This is a genomic window from Stenotrophomonas sp. NPDC077659 (assembly GCF_050268705.1).
Classification (GTDB): Bacteria; Pseudomonadota; Gammaproteobacteria; order Xanthomonadales; family Xanthomonadaceae; genus Stenotrophomonas.
This window is the reverse complement of the sequence record NZ_JBNNHG010000273.1, coordinates 1-1,686: the sequence shown is the minus strand read 5'-3', so window position 1 is coordinate 1,686 and position 1,686 is coordinate 1. Positions and strand designations below refer to the sequence as shown.

Below are 1,686 nucleotides of genomic sequence, written 5' to 3'. Positions count from 1 at the left end.
TCGGTAATGTGGGTCGTAACAGCTCGGGCCAGACTTCGGACTTCAAGCAGGATTATGTTGGAAGCGGCGACAAGACTAACAACGCAAGGGGACATAGAACATGAGTAAGGTGATCATTTTCTTCACGGCGTGCGCCTTGCTTTATTCCTCCGCCTCGTTCGCCCAGCAGCCTGGAACTCCGCAATATAACAGTGTTTATCTTCCCGGGCATGGGGTTGGAGACACGAAGGCCCCTCCGAGAATATGGGGGGCGTGGGCGCGGGGGGATGACCGGACTTTAGGCTACAGCCTAACTGGGCGGACCCAGCAAGAGGCTGAGGATCTTGCTGTCGCCGATTGCGAGCGGCGCGGTTCTACAAATTGTGTTCCGATCGACTCTTTTGACAACGCATGCGTGGCGATCGCAGCAGGTCCCAGTGATCGATACGCACAGATTTCACGTAAGGGGACCAAGTGGACACGTCGGGAGGCGCTGAAGCAGTGTGGTCCGGACTGCAAGATAATCTTTGAAGGTTGCGCTGTTCCTTGATGAGACGAGGGTTGCGAGTGCTTTGTGTGGCCCGGACGTCATCAGGTGCGTGCGTGACGCGATTGAAAATATGGCCTTTCCATCATGGGTGCGCGGGCTATTGCGGTACTTGAATGCAGATCGATTGGGACAGCATTCGCCTCAATTCTTTCAGGTGTCTGGCACTTCGTAAGCACAGTGCCGAAGCGCTATGGGGTGGGCGTTCGGTCGGTTGCCAGTCAGCAGGCGATCTTGGACTGCAGATGGTGAGAGCACCGTCGATGGCGGCCATTTTCAGCGGCACGCCGGGCCAGTTCGTGGCGAGCTCGAGCTTCGGCAATGTGGGTCGTAACAGCTTGGGCCGGACTTCGGACTTCAAGCAGGATTATGTTGGCGGCGGTAATGCAGAATCAGGAAAAGAAGCGGGGCGCGAGTTGGTGTGCTTTGCTAGATGGCACCGCCGATGGCGGCCATGTTCTTCAACGGCACGCTGGGCCAGTTCGTGGCGAACTCGAGCTTCGGTAATGTGGGTCGTAACAGCTCGGGCCAGACTTCGGACTTCAAGCAGGATTATGTGGGTAGTGGTACTAGCACTGCCAATAAGGGGACCAAGGGATGAGTGCGCTCACAAAGATTGTCATTGTCTCCACTTTCTTCCTATCGGCTGCCGCATCTGCGCAGCAGCCAGGGTCAGTCCAATACAACACTGTGTATCTTCCTGGGCATGGCGTGGGTGATACCAAGGCGCCCCCTGCCAAGTGGGGGGCATGGGCGAGAGGTGATGACCGCACATTGGGTATAACCTTTGATGGCAGAACCGAGGACGAGGCAAAAGCCTTGGCAGTCGCTGATTGTCAGGCGAAAGGCTCGAAGAATTGTCTTCCAATGGAGACGTTCTTTAATACGTGTGCCTTGGTTGCGGCGGGTCCCAGCAATCGCATCATTCAGACTTCCAACCGTGGCCTGCCCTGGGGGCGTCGTCAGGCTCTCAAGGCTTGTGGAGATGACTGCAAGATTGTTGTTGAAGGGTGTGCGCTTCCCTGATATGCGACCTTCATCTTGGTTTGGAGTGATTGCAGGCTAGTTCATCGCGGCTCGGTCGATTTCCTTTGCCGGCGTGAAGCTGACCGCGTTTCTGACCAACACGCTGCCGAACGAGATCCACAGAGTTGTCGCCA

2 protein-coding genes are annotated in these 1,686 nt (G+C 56.3%); both read left to right on the top strand.

Annotation, left to right across the window (positions count from 1 at the left end):
* The first annotated feature begins 100 nt into the window (after positions 1–100).
* Positions 101–529 (top strand): DUF4189 domain-containing protein, encoded by a 429-nt coding sequence (locus tag ACQKDV_RS19375; protein ID WP_414716011.1) that lies wholly within the window; start codon positions 101–103, stop codon positions 527–529.
* Between the two features lie 594 nt (positions 530–1,123).
* Positions 1,124–1,552 (top strand): DUF4189 domain-containing protein, encoded by a 429-nt coding sequence (locus tag ACQKDV_RS19370; protein WP_427785848.1) that lies wholly within the window; start codon positions 1,124–1,126, stop codon positions 1,550–1,552.
* The last annotated feature ends 134 nt before the right edge of the window (positions 1,553–1,686 follow it).